We start from the raw sequence: 22,802 nt of genomic DNA, 5'->3' as shown, positions 1-22,802 counted from the left end.
GATGCTGAACAGCAGCGTGATGAGCGGAACCCGTCGTGTCGGGCGCCCATCATCCCGTACTCACCACGCGTCGGCCGGTGCCGAGGAGCCGGTCGAGCGGGCGAAGGGGCCGGCCACCCCCAGGATCACGATGGCGATGCCCAGAACCGAACCGAGCCCGAGGACGACCGAGGTGGACACGACCTTCAGCAGTCCGCCGGCGATCAGCGGTCCCGCCGTTTGACCGAACCGGCTGGCCGAGGTCCAGGCGGCCAACGCTGCGGCTCGATGCTCGTCGGGGGTGTTCGACACCGTGACCTCCTGCAGGGTGGGCACGAACATCCCCTCCCCGCCGCCGTAGAGCAGGGCTGCTGTGACGACGAGCACCAGGGTGCCCGCAGCACCGAGCAGCAGGAAGGTCACCACAAAGATGCCGCCACCTCCGATGATCAGCTGACGGACAGCGAACACGGCGCGCAGGCGCCCGAGGTTGAACGCAACCAGCGTCGACGTGACCGCCGGTACCGACAACACCGCTCCCCGCTTGGCGGCGTTCAGCCCGAACTCGCCTTCGAGGTGCAGCGGCAACACGGTGAGGAACAGCCCGTAGATGCCGATGAACACCAAGGTTGCGCCGACGATGCTGGCCAGGTTCACCGGATGGCGCACCGCATCGATCGCCCCGCGCAGCTGGTCGGCGACCGAGTCGATCCGGACGGAGGGGGTGGGTGTGATGACGAACCAACCGACCAGCGCCAAGGGCAGCGCAGCCGAATACAGGGTGAAGGTCACCCGCCAGTCGAAGAGTTGGGTGACGCCGCCCGAGATCAGCGGCAGCACTGCCAGGCCGGTGGTGAGCACCGCCGAATTGCGACCGATCAGCTTGGTGCGCCGGTCACCGCTGGTGACGTCGCCGATCAACACGACCGCCAAATTGAGCAGACCGGCCGAACCCACGCCTTGAAGAAACCGGGCGACGATCAGCAGCGGCAACGTCGGCGCCAGGGCCACCGCCGTGCCGAAGATGCCGAACATGCACAGGCAAGCGACGATCACCGGTCTGCGACCGATGCGATCGGCGGCGATGCCGACGATCGGCGCCACGAAGATGCCCGCTACCGAGCCCGAGGCGACGATGAACCCCGAGGTCGCCTCAGACGCCGAGAACTCGGCCAGCACGTTGGGCAGCGCCGGGGTGACCAGCGCGTTGGATGTGATCCCCACCAACGTCAAGGCAAAGGGAAACCACAGCGGTGTGCGGCGCATCAGGGGCACGGTAACGGCGAGAGTCGCTCTGCGGCCCCTCGCTCGTCGGGCCGATCAGCTGACGATTACTCGTCGGAGTCCGTCGGACGAGGCGCCCGGTACTCGAACCACCGTTTGCCGAAGACGACCCGCTCGCCATCGCGCAGCACGTGCGGGGCTTCGGCATCGAGCCGGGTCAGCTCACCCGGCGTGGCCTCGACGAACGTGCCGTTAGCGGAGCCACAGTCGACGATCGACACCTCGTCCAGCCGGCGGCGCAACTCGACGTGGTTGCGCGACACCGCCTGGGAGTCATCGGTCATCGTCAGGGTGTGCAGACGCGAGGGGTCGTCACGTACCCCGGGGTCGGGCCGACGCCCGATCAGCACGTCGCCGGGCAGCTCGACCGCCACACCATCATCGAAGAGCAACAGCGGGATCGACTGATCGTCATCGAGACCGTCGGAGTCCCAATCGCGTTCGTTAGTATCGTCCTTCGGGGTGCCCTCGTCCTCTGAAGCGGAGTCTTCGTCGGAACCGTCGTCGTCGGCCGGCTCACCGGTCACCAGGTCGACATCGGCGGCTCCCACATCGCTCGAAACCGCCCAGTCGCCGGCCCATGGCTCGTCGCTGAGGGGAACGTCCTCCGACGCTGGGGCGACAAAGCTGTCGTCAGCGAAGGGATCGTCGCCAAACTCGGGGTCATCGGGACGAGGATCGCCCGAGAGACGTTTGTCGCCTCGTGCATCGGCGTCCTGATCGTCCGATGCCGAGGCGTCGGATGCTGCGCCACCACCTGGTGCCCACGCCGGCGGCGGAGGCCATGCGTCGTCCGGGGGCGGCGGGGCGGAACCGTGGTGGCTTCGGCCCGGCGCTTCGGTGGTCGACGTCGCCGCCGTCCCCCCACCCGAGGAGCCCGACACCATGCCGCCGGGCACGCTGGGGGTGGTCACGATGGGCACGAGACCCGTCGCCTCACCAGCGGGTGACTGATCGTCGATCGGCGGGCCGTCGGGCTCGCCGTTCTCGGTGAAGGTCGAAGCGGACAGGTGCTCGCCGGTGGGTTCGGGGCGCTCGACGCCCTCATCGCCGGCCTGGCCGGCGGATCGGGCGGTGGCAGGGGTGGCGGAGCCGGAGGTGCCCGAAGGCTCCGGCTCCTCGCTGACGAGGCCGACCAAGCCGTCGGCATCGGTCGGCTGGCTGCCGAACTCGGCGTCGAAGGGCAACTGGTGACGGGACTGGCCCGAACCGCCGCTCACGGCGCCCGGTGAGCCCCTCGGGTCGGAGCCCGGACCGCCCTCGGTGGCGTCGCTCTCCTCGGGGGCGGCATCGGAAGCGGCGTCCCCGACCGTGGGACGCTCCGTTGCCGCCACCCGCTGCGAGCCGGCGGATGCGGGCGCAACCGTTCCGGGGGCGGCCACGACACCACCCGAGCCTGCGCCCGACTGGGCCGGTTGCGCCGCGGGCGGCTGGACGTCCCCACCGACCTCGGGTGCGGACACCGGCGGCTGGGACAGTGCGGCGGACCGATGTTGGTCTGAGGCTGACTCCGCACCGACCGGGGAGGCCGCGGGCTCGGGGGAACCGGCGGTGCCACCGGAGGCCTCGCCCGAAGTGGCAGGGCCGGTCGCCGATGAGGTGGCGGCCGCGCCGGCCACCGATCCGGGAGACTCGCCGCCACCTGGGATCAGCAGCACACCATCGGCGGGCACGACGCCGTGTTCCAGGTCGACCCGGTCGGGGGCGAGGCCTGCGCTCACCCCGAGTTCGATGCGGTCGGGCTGCTGAGCCAACACGAGCTGGGCCCACATGCCCGACACGTCGGCCACCACCCGTCGACCGTCGCCGACCAACACCTCGGAGCTGCCGGCCGCCATGCACAGCAGGGACGACCCGGTCTGCAGGACGGCGGCGAAGTCGGCCACCGTGTCGCCGGAGCGGGCCAGTAGCCAGCCGGCCAGGTCGCGGAACGCCAGCGCTGCATCGTCGTGATCGGTGCGCGCCACCCGATCGGCGAAGGCAGCCCCATCGCTCCATCCCGAGCTGACGAGGACCACGCACCCCGGCCACGAGTAGAGCTCGCCCGAACCGTCGGTCGGGATGGTGCGGTAGCCGTTGATCGCCATATGGGGAGCCCCTCGCTGGTTTGGATCTGCCGAACCCACCACGATCGTCGAGGATCACCCCGAGGAGCGGTGGACGCCTCAACTTACCGGGCCGGGCGCCCCCGGTGGGGCACCACGGGGAGTACGGTCATCCTTACGCTGTGCGGTGAGCGCTCAGCCGAGGATGACGACGGCCTGGCGGGTCAGGTTGGTGATCAGCCCGGGGAAGACTCCGGTGAGCACCACGCCGATCAGGCACAGCCCGATCGTGATCATGGCCGTTCGAGGCAGCAGCAGCTGGCTGCGGGTGGCCGGCGCGGGGGCATCCACGGCGTCGTCATCGGACGCCCAGAACATCGCACCAACGATGCGCAGGTAGACGAACGCCGAGATCACTGCGCTGAGCATGGCGGCAACGCCCATCCACCAGAGGTTGGCATCCACCGCTGCGGCGATCACGCCAAACTTGGCGAAGAAGCCGCCGGTGAACGGCACCCCCGCTTGGGCCAGGACGAACACCACCAAGGCCATCGCCAGCCCAGGACGGGTTTGGGACAGGCCTCGAAGGTCGGCGAGCGATGTGTGGCCGTCGCCTTCACGGCTGATGATCGTCACCACGGCGAAGGCACCGATGGTCATCAGGGAGTAGATCGCCAGGTAGAACAACGCCGCCGAAATGCCCTTGTCGGAGGCGGCCGCCAGGCCGACGAGGATGAAGCCGGCATGGTTGATCGACGAGTACGCCAGCATGCGCTTCACGTCGGTCTGGACGATGGCGCCGAGCGCCCCGCCGAAGAGCGACAGCAACGCCAGCGTTTCGATGACCGGTCGCCAATCGCCCCGGTAGGCGGGGAGCGCAACGACGAGCACCCGCAGGAGGCCGACGAACCCGGCGGTCTTGATCGCAGAGGCCATGAAGGCGGTGACCGGGGTCGGGCTGCCCTGGTAGACGTCGGGCGTCCACCAGTGGAACGGAACCGCCGCCACCTTGAAACCCATACCGACGATGAACATTGCGATGCCACCGAGCAACAGGTTGTCGGCGGTCAGGCCTTGACCGTCGAGGTACAAGCGCATGCGGCCCAGGTTGGTCGTGCCGGTGGCCCCGTACATCAGCGCAATGCCATAGAGCAGGAACGCCGACGCTGCGGCTCCAAGGATGAAGTACTTCAGCCCTGCCTCGAGCGACCCGATGCGGCGCCGGTGCATCGCCGCCAGCGTGTAGGCGGCGAGCGACAGGATTTCCAGCCCGATGAACAACACGACGAGGTCGTTGGCAGAAGCCATCACCATGCCGCCGGCTGCGGAGAACAGCATCAGGGCATACGGTTCGACGCCCTCGAGCCCCTCGCGGGCCAGATAGCTGTGGAACAGCAGGGCGACCAGCACGACCGCACCGGCGATCACCCAGTACGAGAAGACGGAGAAACCGTCGACCCCCACCGCTCCGGACACCGCCGAGGTCGGCCCACCGGTCGGGTCCACGATCATCGACCACAACGGGATGCCCGCCGCCATCGAGGCGAGGCCGATCGCCGCCGTGCCAAAGGACGCGACGTGGCGCGGCACTCCGCCGGGCAGCAACGCTGCGAGCAGCAGCAACACCAACGCGCCGCCGAACATGATCAGGACCGGTGACAGGTAGCCCCAGGCCACCTCGGGGGTGACCGCCGGGCTGCCGCCCTGGGCCACGCTGCCCGGAAGTGCTTGAAGCATCGTGGCGATCATCCTTCGCCCTCCCCGGACAGGCCCGTCTCAGCGTCAGCATCTGCGGCGATCGGTGCCGTCGGCCTCTCGGGTGCCCGATAATCGCTATGTCGTTCCAACTGGGTGACCACCCGCTCCACCGAGGGGGTGATGCGTTCGAGCACCGGCTGCGGGTAGACGCCCAAGAAGACGATGATGGCCACGAAGGACGCCATCAGCCAGCGTTGGCCGGTCTTGAGGTCGGTCATCGATTCGTTGTCGCCGGTCGGTTCGCCGTGGAAGACCCGTTGGTAGGCCCACAGCAGGTAGAACGCGGCGAGGATCACGCCGAAGACGGCGACGACCGCCCACCAACGGTGCGTCTGCCAGGCCCCCAACATCGAGAGGTACTCGCCGACGAAACCGTTCAGCCCGGGCAGACCCACCGAGCTGAGCATCACGAGCATGAAGAACCCGGCCAACATGGGCGCCTTGACCTGCAGACCGCTCAGCACGTTCATGTCCCGGGTGTGGCGCCGCTCGTAGATATAGCCGACCAGCAGGAACAACGCCGGGGTGGAGATGCCGTGGTTCAGCATCTGGATGACACCGCCGTTGAGGCCGATGATCGTGAGCGAAAAGATGCCCAACACGATGAAGCCCATGTGGGCGATCGACGAGTAGGCGATCAGGCGTTTGAGGTCGGTTTGCATCCCGGCCACGATGGCGCCGTAGATGATGCCGATCACCGCAACGGTCATCATCACCGGGGTGGCCCAGCGGGCGGCCTCGGGAAACAGTTCCAGGCCGAAGCGGATCAGCCCGTACGCACCGAGCTTCAACAACACGCCCGCGAGGACCACCGAACCGGCGGTCGGCGCTTCGGTGTGGGCGTCGGGTAGCCAGGTGTGCACCGGGAACAGTGGCACCTTGACGGCGAAAGCGAGAGCGAAGCTGGCGAAGATCCAACGGGCGGCGTTGGTCGAGATCGCCTGGCTGGCGGTCAGCTCGACCAGGTCGAAGCTGAGACGGCCGGTCGCACGCTGGTTAAGGAACGCCAGCGACAACAGCCCGACCAGCATGAACGCCGAGCCGAACATCGTGTACAGGAAAAACTTGTTGGCGGCATAGGTGGCGTTACCGTGCCCCCAACGGCCGATCAGGAAGTACATCGGCACCAGCACCAGCTCAAAGCAGGCGAAGAACAACAGCAGGTCGAGCGACAAAAAGGCGCCGATCGAGCCGGCCATCAAGAGCGACATCCAGGCGTAGTACGCCTTGGGGGCGTGGCCCGCTCGGGCGCCGAGGATGCTGATGGGGAACAGCACCGCCGTCATCACGACGAGGAACAGCGAGATGCCGTCCACGCCAAGGTGCCAGGAGATGCCCCAGTCGGAGATCCAGGGGGTCTGCACCTCGAACTGGTAGCCGGCATCCCCACGCTGGAACTGGGTGAGCATGTACACCGACAGCGCAGCGGTGACCAGGGCGCCGAGCAGGGCCACCTGACGTGGCGTGTCCTCGCCGCGGGCTGGCACCAGCATCACGGCCAGCGCGGTGAGGATCGGTGCAAGCACCAGGGCGGGCAGCAACGCCGGCAGCTCCTCGGACGTCGAAGCGAGCAGGGTGGAGGTAGCGAGCATGGCCGACATCAGATGGTCATCCTGGTCACGAAGTACACCAACACGGTGGCGGCGCCGACCGACAGGCCGAGTACGTAGCGGCGCAGTTGGCCGGTCTGCAGGCGGCTCAGGTAGCGACCGTCGCGCATCGACAACCGGCCGAGACCGTTGACCGCTCCGTCGATGATCTGACGGTCGAACTCGGCCAGCCCGTCAAAGAACCGACGGCCGGGCCCGGCAACGAAGGCGGACAGGCCCTCGTCGTAGTGCCAAGCCGAGCGAAAGAAGTTGGGCTCGATGCGGCGAGGGTCGGCCTTGCGCAGCAGGTAGACGCCGTAGCCGGCGGCAATACCCAACAGCGCGGTGATGACGGCGATGACCGCCAAGGTGATCAGCGTCGAAGCTCCGGGCGCCTCGTGGGGATGGGCCAGAACCGGCTCAATCCATTGCTCGAGAAAGCGGGTGCTCGTTGAGAAGGGCGTGCTGAGCAGACCGCCGATCAGGGCCAAACCGGCGAGCGCCACCAGCGGGATCCACATCAGGGGCGGCGATTCGTGCGGGTCCTGGCCCGCTTCGAGGCCGATGCCTTCCTCCCGGGGCTCCTCGATCGGCACCAGTGCCCAGTCGGTCCCACGAGCGTCCGGGCCGCCCCCGGCGGCGACGAGCACCGCTGCGGCCTCGACCTCGACATCGCCCTCACCGGCCGCCACCGCGGCGGCAGCGTCGGCGGCGGCGTCTTCGGCAGCGACCTCCTCCGGCCGGAAGCGCTCGTCCCCGAAGAACACGAGGATCACCTGACGGGTCATGTAGAACGCGGTGAGCAGGGCGGTGAGCAGGCCGAGGGCCCACAGCACCTTGCCGGACGGACCGAACTCCCAGGCGCCGGCGAGGATGTCGTCCTTGCTCCAGAAACCAGAGAATGGCGGCACGCCGGCGATGGCCAGCCAGCCGATGATGAACGTTGCGGACGTGATCGGCAGGTACTTGCGCAGCCCACCCATGCGGCGCATGTCCTGGTCGCCGTGAAGCGAGTGGATCACCGACCCGGCACCGAGGAACAACAGGCCCTTGAAGAAGGCGTGGGTGACGACGTGGAAGATGGCGGCTCCGTAGGCGCCGGTGCCGACGGCGAGGAACGTGTAGCCCAGCTGCGAGATCGTCGAGTAGGCGAGCACCTTCTTGATGTCGTTCTGGGCCAGCGCCACCGTCGCCGCCCAGAAGGCGGTCAGCACGCCCACCCAGGCGATCACGTCGTTGGCCCAGGCGGCCTCGAACAGGATCGGGTTGAGGCGGACCAGCAGGTAGACGCCCGAGGTGACCATGGTGGCGGCGTGGATCAGCGCCGAGACCGGCGTCGGACCTGCCATCGCGTCTGGCAGCCAGACCAACAGCGGCAGCTGGGCCGACTTGCCCACGGCGCCCATGAAGAACAGCAGCGCGATGGCGATGGCGGTCGCTCCGGTGATACCGGCCGCTGCCGCCGAGATGTCGAGGTAGTTGAGTGAGCCGATCGTGGTGAACACCAAAAAGGTGCCGAGCATGAACCCGACGTCGCCCACCCGGTTGGTGATAAAGGCCTTCTTGCCAGCGGCGGCGTTGACCTCGCTGCGGTACCAGAAGGCGATGAGGAAGTACGAGCACGCCCCCACCCCCTCCCAGCCGAGGAAGGTGACCAACAGGTTGGAACCGGTCACCAGCATCAGCATCGAAAAGGCAAACAGGTTGAGGTAGAGGAAGTACTTGGAGAACTTGGGATCCCCGTGCATGTAGCCGATCGAATACAAGTGGATCAACGCGCCCACGCCGGTGACGAACAGGCACATCGTGATCGACAAGGGGTCGGCGAGGAAGCCAATGTCGACGCTGAAGGCCCCGGCGGGGATCCAGCGAAACAGGGTGACGGTCACCTCGCGTTCCTCTTCGCCCAGGCTGAGCAGCCCGGCGAACACCACGACCGACGAGACGAACGCCCCGCCCATCATGGCGGTGGCCAGCCAGCCGGCGCGCTCGCCCATCTTGGGGCCTGCGATCAACAACAACACGACACCCAGCAGGGGGAAGGCGGGGATGAGCCAGATCAGCTCGGCGAGGTTCATCAGCTCAGCCCCGCAGTACCGAAATGTCGTCGGCGGTGGCGCCGGGACGGCGACGCATCAACGCCACGATCAGGCCAAGCCCGACCGTGACCTCGGCTGCTGCCACCACCATCACGAAGAACACAGTCATTTGGCCCACCCGGTCGTTGAGGGTCTGGGAGAACGACACCAGGGTGATGTTGACGGCGTTGAGCATCAGCTCCACACACATCACCATGATCAGCACGCTCTTTCGAACCATCAGGCCGACCAGCCCGATGGCAAACAGGCCGGCGCCCAACAGCAGATACGCGTCCTGACCGATGGTGAGGTCGGCGGCGAGCGGCGTCACTGCGGATCCTCGCTGTCGCGGACCAGATCTCCGGGCGATCCGGCGGCCTCGACCGGGCGGGGGCTGGGTGCCTGACCCGCTGCGCCGAGGTCGTCGTCGGGATCGTCGAGGAAATCCTCGGGGACGTCCGATTCGAAGATGTCGGTGACCTCCGGGTAGTCGTCGGCGTCGATTGGCGCTTCGCTGGAGCGACGGGACAACAGCACGGCCGCCACGACGGCGATTCCGAGCAGCGCCGAGGTGATCTCGAAGGCCCATACGTAGTCGGTGAACACCAGGCGGGCCAAGCCCTCAACGTCGCGCTCGCCCTGCAGCGAGCGGGTGACCGCCGCATCGGCGCCCGCGCCCTGGTCCCCGGCGAACAGGGCCAGCACCGACAGTACGGCGATGGCACCGCCGACCACGGCGGCGGCGACCTGCTGACCTTTGAGACGGTCGGCATCGAGGCGTTCCAGGCGATCGACGCCCAACAACATGATCACGAACAGGAACAGCACCACGATGGCGCCGGCGTAGACGATGATCTGCACGGCAGCCAGGAAGTAGGCCTCCTGGGCGATGAACAGTACGGCCACTCCGAACAGGGTGGCGATCAGCGACAGCACATTGTGCACCGGGCTACGAAACCCGACGACACCGAGTGCGCCGCCCAGCACGATGGCCGCCGAAATCGCAAAGACGACGAACTCGACCATCAGTGGGCCCTGCCTTCGTTGTGAAGGGAGTCGGGCTTGAGCGCCTCGGAATGTTCGGCGGCGTCGACCTGGTTGGTCGCCGGCTGATGATCCTCGATGGTCGACTGGCCGACCTCGGGGGCCCGCACGCCGAAGCCAAGCTCACCCGACCAGGCCACCACGCCTTCGAAGCTGGCGTCGCCCTGCGGCGATGTGGCCCGCATCCACGCCGACGTGTGCTCGTCCTCGTCGCCGGACCACAGCTCCCACGGTTGCCGCTGGGCACGACCCTTGTCGTCGGTGAGCAGCTCGGCCTTGGTGTAGATCGCATCGCCGCGCTGGCTGAAGGAGAAGGCGAACTGTTTGGTTTCGGTGATCGCCTCGGTCGGACACGCCTCGACACACAGGTCGCAGTGGATACAGCGCAGGTAGTTGATTTCGTAGACGTAACCGAAGCGCTCGCCCGGAGAGGTCGGGTCGTCGGGATCGTTGTCGGCGCCCCGCACGTAGATGCAGTTGGCGGGGCACACGCCGGCGCACAACTCGCAACCGATGCACTTCTCCATGCCGTCCTCGTACCGGTTGAGCACGTGTCGACCGTGCAACCGGTTGGGACGGGCGGTCTTTTCCTTCGGAAAGTCCACCGTGACGACGCGCCCGGTGTCGGACCGCTTGAACAGCTTCTTGAACGTCACGGCAAAGCCGTCGAGATAGCCCATCAGCGCCTCCCGGCCAGGTTCGATGATGATCCGGCGTTCGTCGACGGCCCGGCGTCCTTCGGCGGCAGCTCCACATCGGCCATCAACTCCAGATGACCATCGCTCCTGCGGGTCGCCGCCGCGCGCGAGGCGGCAACGATCGACGCCCATCCGGCGAGCAGGACGATGATGACCACACCGATGACCGCCCCCATGTTCCAACCCTGGTCGGCGCCCACCTTGATCGCGGTCAACACCAGGAACCAGCCCAACGCCAGCGGGATCATCACCTTCCAGCCGATCTCCATCAGCTGGTCGTAGCGATAGCGGGGCAGCGTGGCCCGGAACCACACGAAGACGCAGAGAAACACGGCCAGCTTGGCAAAGAACCAGAGGAACGGGATCAGCCAGGTGCCGAGGAAACCGGTGAGGCCGAACGTCGGGCCGGCCGGTCCGCCAAAGAACAGCGTGACGATGACCGCCGACATCGTGACCGTGTTCATGAACTCGGCCAGATAGAACATGGCGAAACGCATCGAGGAGTATTCGGTATTAAACCCGCCGACCAACTCCTGCTCCGCCTCGACAAAGTCGAACGGGGGCCGGTTGAGCTCGGCGGTGGCGGCGATGAAGAACACGATGAACGGAACCAGGCCGGTCATCCACAGGTTCCAGCTCCAGGTGGCCTGGCCAGCGACGATGCCGTTGGTCGACAGAACCCCGGCGGCCAGCAGGATCGACGCGATCGACAGGCCCAACGCGGCCTCGTAGGACACCATCTGGGCCGAGGCTCGCACCGAACCCAACAGGGGATACTTCGAGCCGGAGGACCAACCGGCCAGCATCACGCCGTAGACGGCGATGCCCGAGAACGCCAGCATCAACAGGATGCCGAATTGGGGGTCGGCCACCTGGACGAAGGTCTTGTAGCCAAACACCGACACCACGCCGTCGCTGCCATCGTTGAAGTTGCCTGCCAGCGGGATGATGGCAAACGTGCCGAAAGCGGGGACCACCGCCAGGAACGGGGCCAGCCGAAACACCACCTTGTCGGCGCGGTCGGGCAGCAGGTCCTCTTTGAAGGCCAGCTTCAGTCCGTCGGCCACCGTCTGGAGCAGCCCGAAGGGCCCGGCCTTGTTGGGGCCGATGCGGTTCTGCATGTCGCCGATGAACTTACGTTCGAACCAGACCATGAGGATCACCGCCACCAGCAGCGCAGTGAACGCGAGGACCGCCTTGAGCACGACGATGCCCACGACCGCCCAGCCGATGTTGCCCGACAACATTGGATCCATTACTGAGCTCCCCCCGCATGTCCAGAACCACCCGGATCGTCGAGCGTCTCGACCCGCACCTCGGTGAGGGGTTGGTCCGGATCGCACAGTGCAAGCGCTCCGGGCTGGGCGCCGGCGTTGAGCTCCAGGTTGCCCCGGGCGACGGCGTGGTCGCTTCGGGCGGGCACGGTCACCGAGCCCGATGGCGACCGGACGGTCAACTCGGCGCCCTCGGCGATGCCCAACTGACCGAAGTCGGCCGGGTTCATGCGCAGCTCGGACGAGGTGGCCAGCGGAGCACTCGAGGGCATGGCCCCCAGCATGGTCCCGCGGTCGTAGAGGCGGCGGGTGAGCACGAGGCGGAACGAGTAGCTCGAGATGGCCGGCACCTGGGTGACCTCGGGCGCTACAAATGCGAGCCGCTCGGGGAGGCCGGCTTCGGCCCAATCAGTGTCGTCGATCACCGGCACCAGCACGCCGTCCTGACGACCCGGGTCGCCCAGCAGGTCCAGTTCGGCGCCGGCGAAGGTCGGCACCACCCGCTCGATCTCGGCCTGAATGCCCTCGATCGAGGTGAGGCCCAGGTCGGTGCCCAGGCGGGCGGACAGCTCGGCGGCGATCACCCAGTCGGCCCGGGTTGAGCCCGGCGAGTTGACCCGCTGTCCCAGAGCACTGACCCGACCCTCGAGGTTGGTGGTTGTCCCGCCGACCTCGGCATGGGCGGCCACCGGCAACACGATGTCGCCCGCCAGGGAGGAGGCGCTGTGGTGGGTTGCCAAGCTGATCACGGTGGCCCGTTCGAGTGCCGCAGCGGTGTCGACGTCGGCGACCAGGTCGGCGAGCGGATCGGCGCCGAGCAGGATCAACGTCCGGATCCGACCGTCGGCGGCGGCCTCGATGATGCCGGCGGCGTCCAACCCGGTCGTCTCGGGCACGCGGTGCCAACGCTCGGCCATCCAGTCACGACCGCCGTCCAGGGTCATACGGCCGGGCAGCAGCCCGGGGGCCATACCCAGTTCGAGGGCGCCGCGCACGTTGCTGCGCCGCAGGGCGGTCAGGAACGTAGCGTCACTGCGGGCGCTGGCGATGGCGGCGACGGCGTCGGCCACCGGGCCGATCCCCTCGGCCAGCGAGCGGCGCCCGATCACGACCCGCAGCGGGCCGTCGCTGTCGAGCAGCCGCGCGGCGGCTGCGAGCAGGTCGGGGTCGACCGAGCCGGCGGGTTCGTGACCGACGTTGAGCAAGGCGGCGACCGACCGGCCCAACTCGCCCATTGGGATGGGCAGGTTGACCGTGGCCAGGTCGTCGAGGCTGCCGCTGGTCGGCGATGCATTGATCAGCTTCACCCGGTCGCTGTTGACCGCATGACGCAGGCGCAGGAACAGCACCGGCAGTTCCTCGCGCGGGTCGGGTCCGAGGTAGAGCACGGTGCCGCCCGGCTCGCAGACCTCATCGATCGTCGCTGCCGGCAGGCCGAGCGTCAGGTCGGCGGGCAGGCCGTCGCCCAGCTGGGCGTCGACGTGGTCGGTGCCCCAGACACCCTTGGCCAGCTTGGTCCAGGCGTAGGCGGCCTCGTTGGTCAGACGCGCACCGCCGAGGACCCCGATCGACCCCGGGCCGTCGGTATCGATCGCAGTTCGGATCGCGATCGCAGCGGCCGAGTAGGCCTCCGACCAGCGTGCCGTCTCCAGACGACCATTGCGGCGGATCTCGGGTGTTTCGATCCGGTCGTGCTTGAGGGCCTCGAACCCGAAACGACCGCGATCGCACAGCCAACCCCAGTTGACCGGGTCGCTGTCGACACCCTGAAAGCGCAGCACCTCGTCCCTGCTCGACTGCACGGTGATCCGACAGCCCACCGAGCAGGACGTGCACGTGCTCTCGACCTCGGCCAGGTCCCACGGTCGTGCCTTGAACCGGTACGGCTTGGCGGTCAGCGCTCCGACCGGGCAGATCTGGACGGTGTTACCCGAGAAGTACGAGGCGAAGGGCTCGTCGGGGAACGTCGAGATCTGCATCGTGTTGCCGCGGCTGACGAACGTGATCAGCGGGTCGCCGGCCACCTCATCGGCAAACCGGGTGCAACGGTCGCACTGGATGCAGCGCTCCCGATCGAGGTAGACGGTCTCCGACAGCGAGATCGGCTTCTCGAAGTGGCGCTTCTCCTCGACGAAGCGGCTCTCGCCCGGCCCGTAGGCCATCGACTGGTCTTGAAGCGGGCACTCACCGCCCTTGTCGCACACCGGGCAATCGAGCGGGTGGTTGATCAGCAGGTACTCGATCACCCCGTCCTGGGCCTTCAACGCGTTGGGGCTCTCGGTGTGGACGACCATGCCGTCGGACACCCACTGCATACAGCTGGGGGCCAACGCAGTGCCGCGCGGGCCTTCGACCTCGACCAGGCACATCCGGCACATGCCGACCGGCTCCATGCGCGGGTGATAGCAGAACCGCGGGATGTACACGCCGTGGCGCTCGACCGCATCGATCAGCAGATCGCCCTTCTGCACGGTCATCGTGCGCCCGTCGACCGTGATCTCGACCGGATCGGTGATCTCGATCGGCTTGGGGTTCTCCGGGGCAAACCTGGTGAGCGTCGGCCGTTGACGGCCGAGCTCGACCCGCACCTCGGCCGCGCCGGCGGTGTCGGCATCGACCCCGTCGACCGTGGCCACGTCATCGGCAGCGGTGTCCTCAGACATGCGCACCTCCAGCGGCAGAAGCCCCGTCGACCCGATCGGCCGGTGGTGGGTCGGCGGTCACGGTCAGGCGGGGACGGTTGTTCTCGGCCGCCGCGATGTAGGCCTCGAACTCCGGCCGGAAGCGGCGGAGCGCCGAGGTGATCGGGGCCACCGCAGAGGGACCCAAGGGGCAGATCGTCGTCTGCCTGGGCGGGAACGGCACCGCTTCGAGGCCCTCGGCCTCCCAGGCGGCGTTGGGGTAGGGCCCGGGGGAGATGTTGTCGCCGACCGACGCCAGCAGGCCCAGGTCCTCCGGACGGCCGTAGCCGTCGATGATGCGGCGAAGGATGCGCTCGAGCCAGGTGGTGCCCTCACGGCACGGGGTGCACTTACCGCAGCTCTCCCGGGCGAAGAAGCGCACCAGCCGCAGACAGGCGGCGACCGCATCGGTGGTCTCGTCCATGGCGACGACTGCGCCGGAGCCGAGCATCGAGCCGGCGCCGCCCACCACCTTGCCCTCGAGTGGCATGTCGAGCTGTTCGGGGTAGAACCACGGCGCAGAGCCGCCGCCGGGGATGAACATCTTCAGCTCGTGGCCTTCGCGGATGCCCTGGCCGAAATCCTCACCGAAGAACAGGTCGCGGAAGGTGGTCGTGCCCTGGGCCACCTCGTAGATGCCCGGTCGGTTGACATGTCCCGACAGGGCGATCAGCCGGGTGCCCGGGCTGGTTTCGGTGCCGACGGCTCGGTACGCCTCGGTCCCGTGGGTGATCAGCCACGGCAGGTTCGATAGTGTCTCGACGTTGTTGACGATCGTCGGCGCCATGTAGAGGCCTTTGGCGGCCGGGAAATACGGCGGCTTCAAGCGCGGCATGCCGCGCTCGCCCTCGAGCGACTCGATCAGGGCGGTTTCCTCGCCGACGATGTAGGCGCCGGCACCCCAGGCCATGACGATGTCGACCGAAAAGTCCGAGCCGGCGATGTTGCGGCCGACCAGCCCGGCCGCGTAGGCCTCGTTGAGGGCGGCGGCGATGCGCTCCTGGGCATGGGCCATCTCGCCACGCACGTACAGGAACACCTGTGCCGCCCCAACCGCGTAGGCGGCGATCAGCGAACCTTCGATCAGCTGGTGCGGATCGCGCTCCATGAGCAGACGGTCCTTATAGGTGCCCGGCTCGGACTCGTCACCGTTGACGACGATGTAGCGAGGCCACACGTCCCCGGGCATCAAGCCCCACTTTGCACCCGCAGGGAAGCCGGCGCCACCGCGGCCGAGCAGGGTGGCATCGCGCACTGCGGTCGCCACGGCAGAGGGCGCCATCGTGAGCACCCGCTCGAGTGCCTGGTAACCCCGGTAGCTGCCGGTGCTTCGATACCCATCGAGGGTGTGGCCGGCGGGCTCGGCGAAGCGTGACGACACCACCATCGGAACATCGGCGCCCGCACCGAAGGTGGTGATGTGATCGCGGTAGCTCATCGGTGCTCACCCTCGTCGGATGCGGGCGCCAGCTCCGTCTCGCGTCGGGCAAACCACCTGGGGGGCGCCACCTGCGTTTCGGGCGGCGCAATGATCGCCTGGCGATCGGCCGGGATGTGCTGACGGACCAAGGCCAGGGTGCCGTGCGGAGGCACGACCTCATCGATCGCCCCGGACGCGATGTCGTCGAGCAGCTCATCGAAGTCCTCGGCGCTCAGGTGGCCGAAGTAGCGGTGGTTGACCTGGCACATCGGCGCATCGGTGCATGCCGCCAGACACTCGGTGTCCTCCAGCGTGACGCGACCGTCGGGTGTGGTCGAACCGGAGCGGATACCCAGTCGTTCCTCGGCCCGGGCCAGCAGATCGGCCCCACCCATCACCATGCAGCTGATGTTGGTGCAGATGCCGAGCACGTAGCGCCCCGTCTCGTGCATCTTGAACATCTCGTAGAAGGTGGCGGTGCCCTGAACCTGGGCCGGCGTGACGCCAACCAGTTCGGCCACATGGCGCATGCCTTCGTCGGTGAGGTGACCGTGCTCCTCCTGCACCAGGTGACACAAGGGGATCACCGCCGACTTGGGGCGCGGGTAGCGGGAGACGATCTCCCTGGCCAACGCTTCGTTCTCAGGGCTTAAACGGCTCACGATCCCACCTGCCTAGGCCCGCTCGCGGGTGAGGAAGGAATGTGCCGCCACGGGTCGGGGTGCATTGCAGCGAAGGCTACCGACACCATCGCGACCCACCAAACCCGCTGCGGCACAGCGTGGTGCGGAGAGCTAACGGGTGCGGCCATCGGTCAGGTCGACGGCGTAGGGCATCCAACCGGCAGCATCGGTGTCCGGGCAGGAAAGCCCGTCGACGGTCAGCAGCGCAAAGTCACCACCGAAACGCCCGCCAACCGACAGCTGCCACCAGGTGCGCGACACCGGCGCCGGGGCGCCGCCCACCTCTGCCCCATCAAAGATCTCCTGGCTGTGCTGGGCATAGGCCGTTGTGGCCTCGAGGTCGCCCTGGGGGGCGCAGGTGTTGTACGTGCCGTACTCGCCCACGAAGATCGGCAACGCCCCGGCCGCGGCCCAACCCTGCATTTGGGCCAGGTAGTCGCGCCGCTCGGTCAGTCGCTGATCGAAGGGCACCTGCTCGGGGTCGTAGGCCGGGCGGCCCGGCCGGGCCTGGTAGGAGTGGTCCTGCACGTCGGCCGAGGCCCACCCCTCATTCGAGTACCCGGCACCGGCTTCGGAGCCGCCGGTGACAGCGATGGTGTAGTCGTGATGCGACCACACGACGTTGGGCTGCGAGATCGGGGTCAGGTCGACGCCAAAAAGGCTGGTGTCACCCTTGTTGGGACTGAGGATCAGGATCTTGGTGGGGTTGGCGCGTCGCAGCGATGCCTCCCCCTCGGCTGCCAGCCACTTGGCGTAGACCGAGTCGATCAGGTTCTGGCTGCGCGAGATCGCCGAGCCACCGGACGATTCGGCCTCGCTCACCGGCTCGATCGCAACCACGTTGCGACCCCGAGCGGTCGAGGCGTTGTAGCGCTCGAGAATCGTGCGGAGGAACTCGGTTGTCTCGGGCAACACGAGCACCTCGTCCATCAGCTCACCCAACTCCCTGGGCCGAGCCTTGCAATCGGCGTCCTGGGGCTGACCGGTGACCCGTTGCCAGGCCCAGGCCGGCACATCCCACTTCGCTCCGGACAGGCGCTCATCGGCGTCGCACGGCCCATCGGGCGCCCGCACGTGGATCACGTCCAGGATCACGTGGATGTCCGCAGCGGCGGCGTCGTCGATCATCCGGTCGAGCGCATCCAGCCCGTCGGGGTCGATCTTGATCGCGCCGTCGGCATCCTCGTATTGAAATCGAGGCCAGTCCAGCGCAACCCGCACGACCGAGAAGGCCGGGGCCCCCTCGGCGGCCATGGCGCTCAACTCGGTGTCGAGCAGCTCGGACGTCCACTCGCCGCCTCGCCGATACGGACCCTGCTTGAGGTTCACCCCGCTGAGCGCCACCGGTGTCTCCGCAGTGGGCGCGGCGCCGGGCGCCAGGGCCAGGGGACTCACCTCGTCGCCGTGGGCGCCGGTCTGAACAAACGCATGGGGCGACCGAGCGCAGAACAGCTCCTCGCTGCTCGGGCAGAGCTCGACCGGTTTCAAGGTGGTCGATGGGGCAGTCGCCACTGGCGACCCCGACGGCGTCGTCCCAGCGGTGCGTGCGGCCGACCCCTTCGAGGACTCCGACGAGCAGGCGACCACCACGACCGCCACCGCCAGGAGGGCCAGCGCAGCGCGCGTCTGCCGAAGCGCACTCATCGATGTGCTCCTTTGGCGCGCACCGGCGCGGCCGCGCTGCCTGTGATCATCCGCTCCGCAGCCTGCCGCCGCATACTCGTCTCCGCCCGTTCGCGTCCGCCCGCCAACGGGCCCGGCCGAGAGTCTGCCCCACGGAGCGCTCCAACACCGAGCATCGACATCGCCGGGCTGACCAGCTCGGGTAGGTTTGAGCGACACGATCCAGGCTCGCTGCGGTCAACACGGCGAGAGCCGCAAGCTGAGGAGACCGACTTGGCATCGGGGCACAGCTGGTTCCACCACCTGGTTGGCTTCAGGGAGACCACTGGGGATGAGGTGCGTGCGCAGCTCGTCGTCGACGGAGATGTGTTCACTTCGCTGGCAAACGGGCGGACGTTGACGTATGGCAGCCTGGCGACGCCGTCCTTGGCCGAGCTGCGGGCATCGACGACCGGGCGGCCAGGGCCGCTCTCGGTGAGCGAGATTGTCGCCGACGTGGCCGAGCTGCACGCCGACCCGCAGAACGAGGGCGCGCTCTTCCAGGTGGCCTCGCAGTTCAACCTGCTCGAGATGGTCAACCAGCACATCACCCCCGAGCGTGGGGTGACCGGCTACGCCGCGGATCGGACACAGGGGCCGGCGTGCGCCGTCGCCTGTGGCGCCGGCACGATCTACCGCAACTGGCTGGTGCCGATCGGGAACTCGATCGGACAGAGCGAAACGACCCAGGTCGACTGCCTGAAGGACCTGGGCAAAACGCTTGGCAACGACGACGGTCGGCTCTGGACGATGACGAACGGGTACGCCCTGGCGACGCCTGGCGGGCTGGCGGATATTGCCGATCGGGTGGCCGAGATGGCACCCCAGGATCGGGACGTGCTGATGGGCGGCCTCCGCATCGGCATTCAGGCCGGTACGGAGGTGACATTGCCCGGCGCCGGACATCCGACCCAGGCGTACGCCCCCCCCCGCCCCCCCCGCCCCCCCCCCCTCCCCCCCCCGGGGGCCGGGGGCCTCTCCCCCGCCCCTCCCCGGTGCGGCCTACGAAGCGACGTTGCTGGCGGGGGTCGCCAACGCCGAACGCACCGGCAACAAGCGCCTGTACCTGACGCTGCTCGGGGGCGGAGCGTTCGGCAATGTGGAGAGCTGGATTCTTGAGGCCATGGAGCGGGCGTTCGATCGTTGCTGCGATGCCGATCTCGATGTGGCCGTCGTGAGCTACAGCCAGTCGCGCCGCTTGAAGATGGCGTACAGGGTCAACGAGCAGATCAGCATCAGCGCAGCCGACAGTGCGGCACCCCAGTAGCTGGCAAAGCCGGGAAACCGCACGTTCATGCCGTAGTAGCCGCTGACCAGCGTGGGTACGGCGATGATCGCCGCCCAACTGGTCACCTTTTTCATGATCAGGTTCTGGCGGTAGTCCCGTAGGCTGAGGTTGGTCTCCACGATCGTCGAGACCAGTTCCCGGAGGGCGTCGGTGCTCTCAATAACCCTCAGTATGTGGTCGTAGACGTCCTGGTAGTAGGGGTACAGGTCGCTGGCAACCACGCCGCGATCCGGGCGCATCAGCCCGGTGATCACCTCGCGCATCGGCACGGTGAGCCGACGAAAGCGCAACAGCGCCTGGCGCATCTCGAACCAGTTGCGCTGGCGAGCGGGATCGACCGGCTGGTCGCGGAAGATACCGTCGCTGATCTCCTCGTAGAAGTCGTCGAATGTCGCAACGACATCGAAGTAGGTCTCGACCACTGCGTCGAGCAGCCCGTAGAGCAGAAAGCTGACACCATGGCTGACGAGGTCGCCCGAGTGATCCCAGCGGGCCAGCAACGGCTCCAGCGGGAAGTCGTCGTTGTGGCGAACGGTCACCAGCCAGCGGTCGCCGATGAACGCGTCGATCCGGGTGTTGTGCAGTTCGCTGCCGCTCCCAGTCGTCGAGAGAGCGTGACACGACAGGAACAGATGCGAGTCGTAGTGGTCCAGCTTCGGACGCTGATGGGACTCCAGGGCATCCTCGACGGCCAGGTCGTGCAGTCCCAACTCGGCGGCAATGGCGTCGAGTTGGGTGGTCGCCGGCCGGCAGAGATCGATCCACACCACGGTGTCGGCCTGCTCCAGGTAGTCGGACACCCGATCGAGGCCAAAGTGGCGATCGATGACGTTGCCGAAACGATAGGCCCGGCTGGCGACCGCCGGTGCCCCGCCGAACAACACCTCCGATGGTCGGGGTTCCGACGACGGCTGCGGCCCGATCATCGCCCGAGGGTATCTGGCGCCGCTCATGGTTGGCGTCATCGTCGACGGCGACCGGCCGCCGTCGGCGAGACTGTGACGATGCCCGACCCCTTCGCCTCAGCCCCGGTGCGCTCGCTTTCGCCCACCCGAGCCTTCGGCGCGGTGGACTGGGCGATGTTCGTCTCGATGGCGGGTATCTGGGGTTCGTCCTTTCTGTTCATTGCGATCGGACTCGAATCGATCAGCCCCGGCTTGGTGACCTTGTTGCGGGTGGGCCTGGGGGCACTCACGCTGGCCGTCTTGCCCGGACCACCCATGGCGGTCGACCCCGCCGACCGCATCAAGGTGGTGGCACTTTCGGTGCTGTGGGTGGCCATTCCGTTCACGCTCTTTCCGATCGCCGAACAGCACATCAACTCGGCGGTCACCGGATTGCTCAACGGCGCCATGCCCATCTTCACCGCACTGTTCGGCGTGCTGTTCTTTTCCACCCGCACCAGCGGGGCCCAATTGGCCGGGGTCGGGGTCGGCTTCATCGGGGTGATCGCCATCAGCGCCCCCTCCGCCGGTGAGGGTGGCACTCAGGCGTGGGGGGTGGCCCTCGTCGTCGTCGCCACCATGTGTTATGGCATTGCCATCAACCTTGCCGCCCCCTTGCAGGCCAAGTACGGCTCCCGTCCGCTGATGGGCCGCATGCTGGCGTTGGCAACGCTGTGGACGCTGCCCTACGGCCTGTGGGGACTGCCGTCGTCAGGCTTTGCAATTCGCCCTGCGCTGGCGGTTGCGGTGCTCGGCATCGTGGGCACCGGGCTGGCTTTTCTGATCATGGGCAGCCTGGTCGGCCGAGTGGGCGCAACCAGGGCCTCCTTCATCACCTACCTGATCCCCGTGGTTGCCCTGGTGCTCGGGGTGGTCTTTCAGGGCGACCAGGTCGAGGCGCTGGCCGTGATCGGTGTCGTCTTGGTGATCGGCGGCGCTCTGATGGCCAGCCGCTCCGAGACCCCCGGGACCACGCCGCCTGCGACCCCCACCTCGACGACCGTCGATACAGCCGGCACCGAGGAAGCGTCCTAGCGGTCGACCTCGCCCATGATCGGGTCGACCGACGAGATGATCGCCACCGTGTCGGCGATCATCGAGTCGCCCATCAGGTGGGGTAGCGACTGCAGGTTGTGGAACGACGGGCCCCGGATGTGCATGCGATAGGGCGTGCCCGAGCCGTCGGACACCATGTAGCAGCCCAGCTCGCCACGGGGACTCTCGATCGCCGTGTACACCTCACCCTCGGGCACTTTGAAGCCCTCGGTGTAGATCTTGAAGTGGTGGATCAGCGCCTCCATCGACTCGTCGATGCGGGCCCGAGGCGGCGGCGTGACCTTCTTGTTCTGAACCTTGTAGTTGCCCTTGGGCATCTGATCGATGCACTGGCGAAGGATCTTGATCGACTCGCGGATCTCGTTGACGCGAATGGCGTAGCGATCGAAGCAGTCGCCGTAGCTGCCAACGATCACGTCGAAGTCGAGGTGCTCGTAGGCCAGGTAGGGCTGCTCGCGGCGCAGGTCCCACGCATAGCCGGTTGACCGCAGGATCGGGCCGGTTGCGCCGAGGGTGATCGCCTCCTCGGCCGTGATGACGCCGACGCCCTGAAGCCGTTCCCGCCAGATCGGCTGACCGGTCATCAGCTTGTCGAACTCCTCCAAGCGACCGGGAATGAGATCGAGCACCGATTCCAGCTCGGCCTGCCAGCCATCGGGCAGGTCGGCTGCCACGCCGCCGGGCCGAATGAAGTTGTGGTTCATGCGCAGGCCGGTGACGAACTCCAGGAACCGCAGCGTCTCCTCACGCTCGCGCCAGCCGTACAACATCATGCCGACGGCACCCAGGTCCATGCCGTTGGTGGCCAGGTAGAGCATGTGGGAGCTGATGCGGTTGACCTCGCACAGCAGCGTGCGGATCCACGTGGCCCGCTCGGGCACCTCGACGCCCAACAGTTCCTCGGTGGCCAGCGAGAACACGGTCTCGTTGAACAGCGGGGCCGCGTAGTCCATGCGGGTGACGTTGGTGGGACCCTGGAGGTAGGTGAGCTGCTCACCGGTCTTCTCCATGCCGGTGTGCAGGTAGCCGATCACCGGGCGTGAGCGACGGATCGTTTCGCCCTCCAGCTCGAGCACCACCCGCAACACGCCGTGCGTCGAGGGGTGCTGGGGGCCGAGGTTCATGATCATGTTCTGATCCTCGGTGAGCCCCGAGTGCTCCTCGGCCTCGGATTCGGTCAGTCGCAGGACGTACTTGTCGTCGAGCAGTTCGGCGCGTGCGGCGTCGAGGGCGTCGAGCGCGGCCGACGGATCCAGTTCCTCGGGGGAACCGGCCAAGGAACTTGGGGCGTGTGATGACCCGCCGATGGACGACGCTGG

The 22,802-nt window shown here is 67.6% G+C and carries 16 protein-coding genes and 1 pseudogene; 2 read left to right on the top strand and 15 right to left on the bottom strand.

The window, feature by feature from the left end:
- Positions 1-60 precede the first annotated feature (60 nt).
- The 13 genes and pseudogenes from IPN02_00820 to IPN02_00760 form a co-directional block, all read right to left on the bottom strand.
- The gene (locus tag IPN02_00820; GenBank protein ID MBK9295426.1) at positions 61-1,245 is read right to left on the bottom strand and encodes an MFS transporter; all 1,185 of its coding nucleotides are present in this window, start codon (positions 1,243-1,245) and stop codon (positions 61-63) included.
- 65 nt (positions 1,246-1,310) lie between these two features.
- Positions 1,311-3,350 carry an FHA domain-containing protein gene (locus IPN02_00815; protein ID MBK9295425.1) on the bottom strand — a complete coding sequence of 680 codons (2,040 nt, stop codon included), beginning with the start codon at positions 3,348-3,350 and terminating at the stop codon, positions 1,311-1,313.
- 153 nt (positions 3,351-3,503) lie between these two features.
- Entirely contained in the window at positions 3,504-5,045 is a 1,542-nt protein-coding gene (locus IPN02_00810; GenBank protein MBK9295424.1) for an NADH-quinone oxidoreductase subunit N, read from the bottom strand.
- Positions 5,046-5,053: 8 nt separating this feature from the next.
- Positions 5,054-6,667 (bottom strand): NADH-quinone oxidoreductase subunit M, encoded by a 1,614-nt coding sequence (locus IPN02_00805; protein MBK9295423.1) that lies wholly within the window; start codon positions 6,665-6,667, stop codon positions 5,054-5,056.
- Positions 6,667-8,733 (bottom strand): NADH-quinone oxidoreductase subunit L, encoded by a 2,067-nt coding sequence (nuoL, locus tag IPN02_00800; protein ID MBK9295422.1) that lies wholly within the window; start codon positions 8,731-8,733, stop codon positions 6,667-6,669. The genes IPN02_00805 and nuoL overlap by 1 nt, the downstream gene beginning before the upstream one ends.
- A 4-nt stretch (positions 8,734-8,737) precedes the next feature.
- Positions 8,738-9,064 carry an NADH-quinone oxidoreductase subunit NuoK gene (gene nuoK, locus IPN02_00795; GenBank protein MBK9295421.1) on the bottom strand — a complete coding sequence of 109 codons (327 nt, stop codon included), beginning with the start codon at positions 9,062-9,064 and terminating at the stop codon, positions 8,738-8,740.
- Positions 9,061-9,759 carry an NADH-quinone oxidoreductase subunit J gene (locus IPN02_00790; protein ID MBK9295420.1) on the bottom strand — a complete coding sequence of 233 codons (699 nt, stop codon included), beginning with the start codon at positions 9,757-9,759 and terminating at the stop codon, positions 9,061-9,063. Before IPN02_00790 ends, nuoK begins: the two co-directional genes overlap by 4 nt.
- Before the next feature lie 104 nt (positions 9,760-9,863).
- A pseudogene (nuoI, locus tag IPN02_00785) lies at positions 9,864-10,457 on the bottom strand (NADH-quinone oxidoreductase subunit NuoI).
- Positions 10,457-11,731, bottom strand: coding sequence for an NADH-quinone oxidoreductase subunit NuoH (gene nuoH, locus IPN02_00780; GenBank protein MBK9295419.1), 1,275 nt, complete (start codon positions 11,729-11,731; stop codon positions 10,457-10,459). Before nuoH ends, nuoI begins: the two are co-directional and overlap by 1 nt.
- On the bottom strand, positions 11,731-14,412 hold the full coding sequence (gene nuoG / locus IPN02_00775) for an NADH-quinone oxidoreductase subunit NuoG (GenBank protein MBK9295418.1): 2,682 nt from the start codon (positions 14,410-14,412) through the stop codon (positions 11,731-11,733). Before nuoG ends, nuoH begins: the two co-directional genes overlap by 1 nt.
- Complete coding sequence (locus IPN02_00770; GenBank protein ID MBK9295417.1) at positions 14,405-15,868, bottom strand: NADH-quinone oxidoreductase subunit F; 1,464 nt, start codon at positions 15,866-15,868, stop codon at positions 14,405-14,407. The genes nuoG and IPN02_00770 overlap by 8 nt, the downstream gene beginning before the upstream one ends.
- Complete coding sequence (locus tag IPN02_00765; protein ID MBK9295416.1) at positions 15,865-16,512, bottom strand: NAD(P)H-dependent oxidoreductase subunit E; 648 nt, start codon at positions 16,510-16,512, stop codon at positions 15,865-15,867. Before IPN02_00765 ends, IPN02_00770 begins: the two co-directional genes overlap by 4 nt.
- 132 nt (positions 16,513-16,644) lie before the next feature.
- Entirely contained in the window at positions 16,645-18,177 is a 1,533-nt protein-coding gene (locus IPN02_00760; GenBank protein MBK9295415.1) for a cellulase family glycosylhydrolase, read from the bottom strand.
- Positions 18,178-18,429: 252 nt separating this feature from the next.
- On the opposite strand from IPN02_00760, the gene IPN02_00755 reads away from it, so the two are divergent.
- Complete coding sequence (locus IPN02_00755; protein MBK9295414.1) at positions 18,430-19,314, top strand: hypothetical protein; 885 nt, start codon at positions 18,430-18,432, stop codon at positions 19,312-19,314.
- Positions 19,315-19,374: 60 nt separating this feature from the next.
- On the opposite strand, the gene IPN02_00750 is transcribed toward IPN02_00755, so the two are convergent.
- Positions 19,375-20,409: a magnesium transporter CorA family protein gene (locus IPN02_00750; protein MBK9295413.1), complete on the bottom strand. Its 1,035-nt coding sequence runs from the start codon at positions 20,407-20,409 to the stop codon at positions 19,375-19,377.
- 78 nt (positions 20,410-20,487) lie between these two features.
- Here IPN02_00750 and IPN02_00745 point away from each other — a divergent pair, with 78 nt between their 5' ends.
- Complete coding sequence (locus tag IPN02_00745) at positions 20,488-21,462, top strand: DMT family transporter (GenBank protein ID MBK9295412.1); 975 nt, start codon at positions 20,488-20,490, stop codon at positions 21,460-21,462.
- Here IPN02_00745 and IPN02_00740 read toward each other — a convergent pair.
- Positions 21,459-22,760, bottom strand: a complete 1,302-nt coding sequence (locus IPN02_00740; GenBank protein MBK9295411.1) for an NADH-quinone oxidoreductase subunit D — start codon at positions 22,758-22,760, stop codon at positions 21,459-21,461. The genes IPN02_00745 and IPN02_00740 overlap by 4 nt on opposite strands.
- Between the last annotated feature and the right edge of the window lie 42 nt (positions 22,761-22,802).

It is taken from the genome of Candidatus Microthrix subdominans (assembly GCA_016719385.1).
Lineage (GTDB): Bacteria > Actinomycetota > Acidimicrobiia > Acidimicrobiales > Microtrichaceae > Microthrix > Microthrix subdominans.
The sequence above is the reverse complement of the archived record's forward strand: the minus strand, read 5'-3'. Positions and strand labels throughout refer to the sequence as shown.